Source organism: Nostoc sp. (genome assembly GCF_054880495.1).
The window spans coordinates 1-8,013 of the sequence record NZ_JBTYKD010000112.1 but is presented as its reverse complement, the minus strand read 5'-3'; the positions used below and the strand labels follow the sequence as shown (position 1 = coordinate 8,013).

Here is an 8,013-nt window from a genome sequence, read left to right as displayed (position 1 = left end):
GACACGAGAGCCCAGTAACCAAAGGCTCTCGTGTCGCCCACCCCACAAGTAGTAGTAATTTATTTCTTGGAAGTCCCTTAGACTAGAATAAACCTCTTGCGAAAATACTTGAACCGCCAGGGACTCAAGTTCCTTTTCTTATAGCAAAAGTCAGTTAAAACGGACTAAAACTACTGTCATAAGTCGGGACCGAACACCAATATCCAAATCCAGTTGAAATATTTTTAGACTTATTTATTCTGGTGAATCGTTGTGCGAATCTTCCGGTAGACTCTGTTGTTCCGGCAAGCTGCGCATTCGATTCATCTGAGTTAAAGCATATCGTGCTGTTGCTTGCACATCGGCATCTGAGTCATTTAACGCATGGTGCAACATCTGACTCATTTGACTCATCATATCATAAACGCGCGTCAGGTCACGGATTGCATTTTGCCGAACTTGGGGACTTTCATCTTGGATTGAAATTGCTAAAGCTCGGTTCATCGGTTTGAGTGTGCGGATACCAATTTCTGCCAAAGCTGCCAAAATTAAACTGCTTTCTTGAGAATCAGCATCAATCATCAGGTCAACGAGATGCTGAATTGCCCGCGAATCTCCTTGCTGACCCAAATCCCAAATAGCCTTGCGTCGCTTCGTTGGGTCAGAACTGCGTAAATCTTGAATTAATGCGTCAACGATATTAAGTTTAGCAAGGCGGGAAGTTTTTTCTGGTAGCAGTAATTGTGTGGCGAATGGTGGCGTAGCTGTTTCTAAAATAGTTGCAGTCTCTGGTGAAGGTGGTAATATCGGGTATTTCTGAGCTTCACTCAAGCTTTTAATATTTGATATTTCGGAATTTTGCACTTGTTTGACCTGACGAAACCACCTCAGCAGGTAAACAAGTGCGCCAATAATTCCTATAACTCCGATGGCAAATATTAACCACCAGACAAAACCTCTCTCAGTTGGCTTGGGTTTTGCAGTTGGCTTGGAAGTCGCAGCAGGCGAAGTGACAATTGGAGAGGTGATAATCTGATTTTTGGACACCATTGCTGCTTGCAGGCTCACCTTAGTCGCCAAACCCGTAATCCCATCTACTTTTAAACCCTTTGCTTTCTGGAATTTAGCTACAGCGATTTCCGTACTGGCGTTGTACTGTCCATCTACCATGCCACTGTAGTATCCCAACTGCTTTAATTGGGTTTGTAGTCTCTGCACATCTGACCCTTGACTACTGGGACTCAAAACAACCGGACTAGCAGCAACTATTGAACTGGCTTGTGCAAGTTCTAAAATTTCAGGTGCTAAGTTAGCTGTAGCTGTACTTGCGCGATTTGGGTAAAAACCCAGGCAAGAAAAACAGATAAATATCAAGATTGAGGAAGGGCGTAGCCTCATATTGCAAGTTTCAGCCTGAACGTGCTTTTGAAGTCTTCGATACCACAATAGCTTCTAGATGACCAAATGTTAACTGTCATTTTTCATTTTTCATTGGACATTGGGTATTATCCCTTATCTCCCTTTAACGAGTTAAGGTAAAATTTCTGATTCCGATTCTCTGACTGCTAGGGTTATGGGGTTCAATTTTTGAGCAGATGCTTCTAAAATTGGTTGGGGTATATTAGCTATTTCGCCGACAGTAACTGTATCGTTTCGCGCTGCTAAAGTATCACGTTGGTTAATCAGATAGATACTGATTAAAGTCAGGAAAACACCTATCCACTGTAACGGACTGAGGACTTCTGAGAGGAAAAGATTGCCGAATAGTAGGGCAAAGACGGGTGTGAGGAAGGTAAGGGAACTAAGACTGGTGAGACTGCCACTAGAGGCAAAGTAGAAGAATAACCCATAGGCGATCGCACTGCCAAATACGGTAGCATAACTCAAAGCCACTAAATCAGATGTTCCTAAATTCTCCCACTGCTGAGATTCCACAACTGATGAAATTCCCCATAGTGGCAATCCACCTAAAATCATGTGCCATCCCGTAGCGCTTACTGGGTCAGCATGGCGGCAGACAAACCGAATCAACACTGTTCCCACTGCCATTGATAGCGCTGCTAACAGCATCAACCACTCGCCACTAGCAAACAAATCTTGCCAGCTGCCAATTGTAATATTTGCGCCTGAGTCGAGAAAATGTAAAATCCACTCATCAGGTAAGCCAATTAAACTAATACCTGCGACTCCCAAGCCTAGCCCCAGCCATCCCCAAAAACCAATGTGTTCTTGGAATAGCCACAACGACAGCAAGGCAACAGCCAACGGTTGCGAGTCAATCATCACAGACCCTAACCCCGCACTGGTTCTGACTAATCCCTCTGCCAAAAAGCCTTGAAACAGCGTCCCATCTACGAGAGCAAATAAGGCAATCCACAGCCATGCAGCCCAACCTTTCGGCTGGGGTTTACCCATGAATGCTGTTGCAATCAGAATTAACACCCCTGCTGGTATCAAACGCACTCCCGCCATGAATAGCGGTGTGGTGTGGGGTATGACTCCTTTCATGGCTACCATTGCCGTCCCCCATAGGAAAAAGGGAGCAATTAACAAGAAGGGAAGTTGAGATGCACTGAGTTTCAATTGCATGGGTTTGCAGATGCCTTTGTTTAACAAGCGCAAAAATTGCTTTACCCAATTTTACCGAATTGTATTATGGTTTTGCGATCGCGTAGCCTTAGGGACTTCCAAATAAAAAAATATCCAATTATTTTATCCAATTATTTATTGTGGGGTGGGCTGAAAACCCCGCCTTTGGTTACTGAGCGGGCTTTTCAGCCCACCCCAGAAGATGGAATAATTTATTTCTTGGAAATCCCTTATAGAGTTTTTCGTTTGTATGCAATACACTCTGACCTCTCTCCAAAAAGGAGCTACCGTGTACACACAAGTCTCTCTTAATACAATTTACGGTTTATGGAATAGCCCAAAGAAACCTCAAGAAAGGTTGCCGAATCAATTTTAACAAAGTATGTTCAGTTTAATTCCCCTGCCTCTACAGGCAGCACGTTTTGATGCCTAATTGGAATCCCCGTCACAAAACTTAATTACGAATTACGTTAGCGAGTCATCGAGCGTCATTACTCATTACGAATTATTTGAATGTGGTTCTTCTGTGGATCGCGCCTTTGGCACTCTCTCGAATAATAAATATATCAACTCAGCCTAAAGGATGTTTACTTCTTTTTCCAAGCCCAATTAGATTTAGAAATGTAAACTTTTTAGTAACTTTATCGCCCCATCTGCTTATTTCTTCCAAGGTAGTTTAGTCCCCATTTCAGTTAATGCAGAAAAGATGAGATAGAGAATGAGTAACCCAGCACCCACACAGAAAGCCAGTAAATCGTTATCCATAAATGCTATTTACTAAAACTTCGCTAATCATAGCGGAATCAACTAATCTTTAGCGTTTTTCTGAGTCTGCAATCTTTGATATTCTGGGTGCAAACTGTACCAGCCATACCAGTAACGAACTGTTAGCCAGATGGCTGAAAGAAAACCCGCTAGGCTGAGGGTTTAAGAAAGCAATATGCTTTTCTGCTGATTAAATAAATTTAAGTTAAATATGCGATCGCTTAGACATCAGGCAACAAAGCTAATAACTCAATCACCCGACGAACGGTAAGGCGCAGATTACGGCTTTGATTAATTATCCTTTGATTGTAAATAGACCATATTGTAGGGGTTTAGCATTGCTAAACCCTTACGGATGATGTGGCTTTTCACGTTATACATATTTACTCTTTATTGTCAATGCGTAAGTCCTAAATTAAAGTAAAATAAGAAGTCTTTAAGTATTAGGAGCAGCCATGTACGTGCTAATTGGTGGAGCAGGCTTAGTGGGGCTTACTTTGGCTCAAAAATTGGTAGAACTAGGGCATACGGTTGCCGTCATTGATATTGACCCTACCGCCTGCCGATATGCCCGTGAACAAGTCGGCGCGATGGCTTTTGAAGGCAGTGCTGTGAGTACAGAAGTATTATTAGAAGCTGGGATTCGTAAAGCCAACGCTCTAGCAGCTGTCCTCAGAAGTGATGCCCTCAACTTAGCAATGGTAACTCTCGCTAAACACTACGGTGTTAGCCATACTCTGAGTCGAATGCGCCACCCCGATTTTGCCGAGCCGCTGCGTATAGCAGGAGCCAACCATATTATTAGTACCGTTGAACTCGCAGTTTCTACAATGGTGAATGCCATTGAGTATCCGCAAGTAGAATCAATGATGCATTTTGAGCAGGGACAGATTGAAGTTTTAAAACTTTCTATTCCCAACAGTTGCTATGTAGCCAATCGTAGCGTTGCCGAAATTGCTCAAGATTCTCGGTTTCCCAATGGTTCTCTGATTATCGGCTATCAACCTCACCCTCACGAGGATTTAATGATTCCTAATGGCAGTACAGTCATAAAACCGGGTTCGACTCTACTGATTGTGACCAAACCAGGGTCTTTACATGAAGTTATTAATTTTATTGAAGGTTGTAAATAGTTTTGATGAAGCTGTATCCACATATTTATTTAGTAATTGCAGTTATTCTGCTTGCATCTTGTAAACCAATTCAAAATTCACCAAAGTCACAACCAGTTACTAGTCAGCCAACCCCATCTAACAAGATAGTGACTTTAGATAGTAACTTCAAGATAGCAATGGGTCAAACCATTTATGTACCGGCCTATTCTCATATTTATCATTACAATCGACAGGAGATTTTTAATTTAGCGGTTACGCTCAGTATTCGGAACACAGATTTGGTCAATCCGATCATTATTAGTTCTGTGCGCTACTATGACTCGGCTGGGAAGTTAGTTAAGCAGTATTTAGAGCGTCCTATTCAACTTGATGCGCTAGCTTCCACAGATTTTTTTATTAATACGAATGATACCAGTGGTGGCTTAGGCGCCAACTTTATTGTAGAGTGGGTATCTCAAACAGAAATAACTGAACCGATAGTAGAGGCAGTCATGATTGGTACTGACTTTCAGCAAGGAATTTCTTTTACCAGTCGTGGTAAGGTGATTAAAAGTCAAAACAATAAACGTTCATTGCCGAAACAAGGGTCTTGAACAGCTATTAAAATAATTCGTAATTCGTAATTCGTAATTCGTTAGGACTTACGCAAAATTATACGCTGTAGTGGCAATTCATGTAGCTTTAGCTTCCCGCAGGGTATTGCCCCGCTTGATATAGCAATCATATTTGATTTCTGAAAAAATATCGGTAGTCTTGTAGTGGACCCGCTAGGCTAAAATGTTGCAAAAAAATTGTCGGTTGGGTGGAGGCTTTGCGTAACCCAACATCCTGATAATCAGTTGGGTTGCACTCCGCTCCACCCAACCTACGTCTACGTTTAATACATTATTTTAGCCTAGACAGTCCACTACGTGCATTTCAAAAATCAAATACTAGTCTTATAGAAGCTCAAGCAACTTAAACCCACGAAACTTGTTAATCATCATCAAGTCGGAGCAACTGTTCATCAACGATTTGTATCCGCCCTCGCACAATATCTTCCGAGAGAATTCGTTTACGCATTGCTTCGTTGAGCGCTCCTTTTTCGGCTAACAGTAAACGACGGCGAATAGCATCAAGTTTAATGCGCCCACCACTTTTAGCTTCAAACTCATCGGGACGGCGATTATAAAATTCTCGTAGCGCCTTTTCTGCCCCTGCTATTCGCACCTGATAAGTTGAGCGCATTTCTTCATAGATAGCTCTTGGTAATACCCCTGACTTCAACAAGCTATCTAATTCATCCTGTGCTGCTTTACCTGTCATCAGTTGAGCTTGCAATTCTTCAACCTGGTGCTGAGTCTCTGAAAATTGAGATAATTTTAAGCGTTTTACTAACCAAGGCAAGCTTAAACCTTGTCCGACTAATGACACCAGTACACTGCCGAAGACTAAAGTAATCAGGAATTCTCGCCCTGGCAATGTGGTAGGTAAACTCAAAGCCAGAGCCATTGAGAGTGAACCCTTGATATTACCTAAAAAAAGTAAATGTTGCCAGCGCAGCGGAATTGGGCGGTCAAACCAACGAACCACTGCCAGCAGAGGATAGACCGTAAGAACTCGCCCGACTTGATACGCCAAAACTGTAAGAAGAACAGCAGGTAAAGTCCTCCAGAGCGTCACTGGGTTTATTTCTGCACCAATCAGCAGAAAAATAAAGGTGTTGACAGTAAAACCGGCATATTCCCAGAAACTTAACAAGGTGATGCGACTAGAAGCAGAAGTATTGCGAGACAGCCCAAGATTCCCAAAAATTAATCCAGCTACAACTACAGCTACAGCGCCTGATACATCTAGAAATTCCCCAACCTGAAAAGTTGCTAATGCAACTGCGACCGTCAGTAAGAGACTGCTAAGGGGATCATCTAAACGGGCGAATACAGGTATGCTTAAGTAACCCAAGACTAACCCCACGAGGCAGCCTCCTAGAGCTATCAATAGCAGTTGTTGAATTCCATCTAGTAACGTCAGCGAACCTGTCGAATATACTTGCAAAATCAGGTTGAATGCAACTAGGGCAGCGCCATCGTTGAATAGGGTTTCTCCTTCAACGATGGTAGAAAGCCGCGAGGGCACTGGTATTTCCTTAAATAGGGCAATTATTGAAACTGTATCAGTATTTGCCAGCATTACCCCTACAAATAAAGCAGGTATCCAAGTCAGCCCCAGCAAAAATTTCAACAGAACGGCAATAATAGCACTGGAAAGCACAGCTCCAGGGCCAGCCAAGAGAGCAATTGGTTTAAACGTGCTGCGTAGGCGGCTGACATCTGTATTGATGCCAGCTTCAAAGAGTAGAATTGGCAGGAAAAGATTCAAAACCAGGGATGGGTCTAAACCAATGCGACGAGACAATAACTCAGTGATTGGCAGACCAGCCAACACTAAACCCGTGACATAAGGGACGCGTAACCGACGGGATAGCAGGGCTACACCAGTGGCAACGAGCAGGAGAATAATTGAAATCTTGATTAATTCGGTAACATTCACTTAAGATACTGAAAATTTATTTTAGTTCCATTGATAAACGTTGCCAAAAAGGTAATACAAATGTCAAATTTCTGTAATGCCTCTATAGAAATACTTAGTTTCATTTATAGGTATAAACAGATTATCTCTTTAGTAATTGTAGTATTAAAGGACACCAATATTAGCAGTCGATTAGCCTCAATTTGGCAAGAAAGGTGTGAAGTAATGACTGCCGCAAAACCTCATAACTTAACATTTTGCAGGTTAGCGATCGCTTTCACGAATTTCCGGAGTTTCAGTCCATATAGGTTGAGCGATCGTCATCATTTCTATCCGTCAGACTGCAACACAGGTGCTTGATGAACTCAGAGCAATAAAATCCCATAACATATCATTGTGTCATTTGTCAAGTCCAACTTTAGGTAAACTTCAGCCACAGTGTACTAGTAAAATTCTGGTAAAAGTGCTAAAGGTAAATGGTTGGTAGCTTGAGAAGTACACATGAAAACCACTGGTATTCATCATGTAGCTATTATTTGTTCTGACTACGATCGCTCAAAAAATTTTTATGTAGAAGTTTTAGGCTTTTCGATTATTCAAGAGGCTTTTCGCGCCGAAAGAAATTCTTATAAATTAGATTTAAAAGTTGCACAAAATACCCAAATAGAGCTATTCTCTTTCACAAATCCTCCAGAACGGGCTAGTAAACCAGAAGCTTGTGGTTTAAGGCATATTGCTTTTAAAGTTGAGGATGTTGAGCAAACTGTTTTTTATTTAAAATCGAAAGGGTTAGAAGTAGAAAATATCAGAATTGATGAAATTACAGGGAAGAAATTTACTTTCTTTAAAGACCCTGATAATTTGCCGTTAGAGATTTATGAATATTCGACTTAAATATGATCATCAGAGAATATAAACTATCTGATACTAAAGGTAAGGTGACTGGCGGTAATTAGGGGGAATAGAGATTGTACTTAGGGACTTCCAAGAAATAAATTACTACTACTTGTGGGGTGGGCGACACGAGAGCCCAGTAACCAAAGGCTCTCGTGTCGCC

The 8,013-nt window shown here is 41.9% G+C and carries 7 protein-coding genes; 4 read left to right on the top strand and 3 right to left on the bottom strand.

From position 1 onward, the window contains the following. Nucleotides 1-234: 234 nt before the first annotated feature. Together ACYTXL_RS12770 and ACYTXL_RS12765 are read right to left on the bottom strand one after the other, a co-directional pair. On the bottom strand, nt 235-1,377 hold the full coding sequence (locus ACYTXL_RS12770) for a peptidoglycan-binding protein (RefSeq protein ID WP_461925078.1): 1,143 nt from the start codon (nt 1,375-1,377) through the stop codon (nt 235-237). A 132-nt stretch (nt 1,378-1,509) separates the two neighbouring features. Further along, nucleotides 1,510-2,568 (bottom strand): DMT family transporter, encoded by a 1,059-nt coding sequence (locus tag ACYTXL_RS12765; RefSeq protein WP_461925077.1) that lies wholly within the window; start codon nt 2,566-2,568, stop codon nt 1,510-1,512. A 1,220-nt stretch (nt 2,569-3,788) separates the two neighbouring features. Between ACYTXL_RS12765 and ACYTXL_RS12760 the strand changes: the two genes are divergently transcribed. Beyond that, complete coding sequence (locus tag ACYTXL_RS12760; protein ID WP_461925076.1) at nt 3,789-4,466, top strand: potassium channel family protein; 678 nt, start codon at nt 3,789-3,791, stop codon at nt 4,464-4,466. A 5-nt stretch (nt 4,467-4,471) separates the two neighbouring features. Continuing rightward, a complete protein-coding gene (locus ACYTXL_RS12755) occupies nt 4,472-5,041 on the top strand; it encodes a DUF3124 domain-containing protein (RefSeq protein WP_461925075.1) in 570 nt (189 codons plus the stop codon). Between the two features lie 382 nt (nt 5,042-5,423). Here ACYTXL_RS12755 and ACYTXL_RS12750 read toward each other — a convergent pair whose 3' ends face one another. Beyond that, on the bottom strand, nt 5,424-6,977 hold the full coding sequence (locus ACYTXL_RS12750; protein WP_461925074.1) for a cation:proton antiporter: 1,554 nt from the start codon (nt 6,975-6,977) through the stop codon (nt 5,424-5,426). Nucleotides 6,978-7,037: 60 nt separating this feature from the next. On the opposite strand from ACYTXL_RS12750, the gene ACYTXL_RS12745 reads away from it, so the two are divergent. Both ACYTXL_RS12745 and gloA2 read left to right on the top strand, forming a co-directional pair. Beyond that, nucleotides 7,038-7,316 carry a hypothetical protein gene (locus tag ACYTXL_RS12745; protein WP_461925073.1) on the top strand — a complete coding sequence of 93 codons (279 nt, stop codon included), beginning with the start codon at nt 7,038-7,040 and terminating at the stop codon, nt 7,314-7,316. 141 nt (nt 7,317-7,457) lie between these two features. Then, a complete protein-coding gene (gene gloA2, locus ACYTXL_RS12740) occupies nt 7,458-7,850 on the top strand; it encodes an SMU1112c/YaeR family gloxylase I-like metalloprotein (protein WP_461925072.1) in 393 nt (130 codons plus the stop codon). The last annotated feature ends 163 nt before the right edge of the window (nt 7,851-8,013 follow it).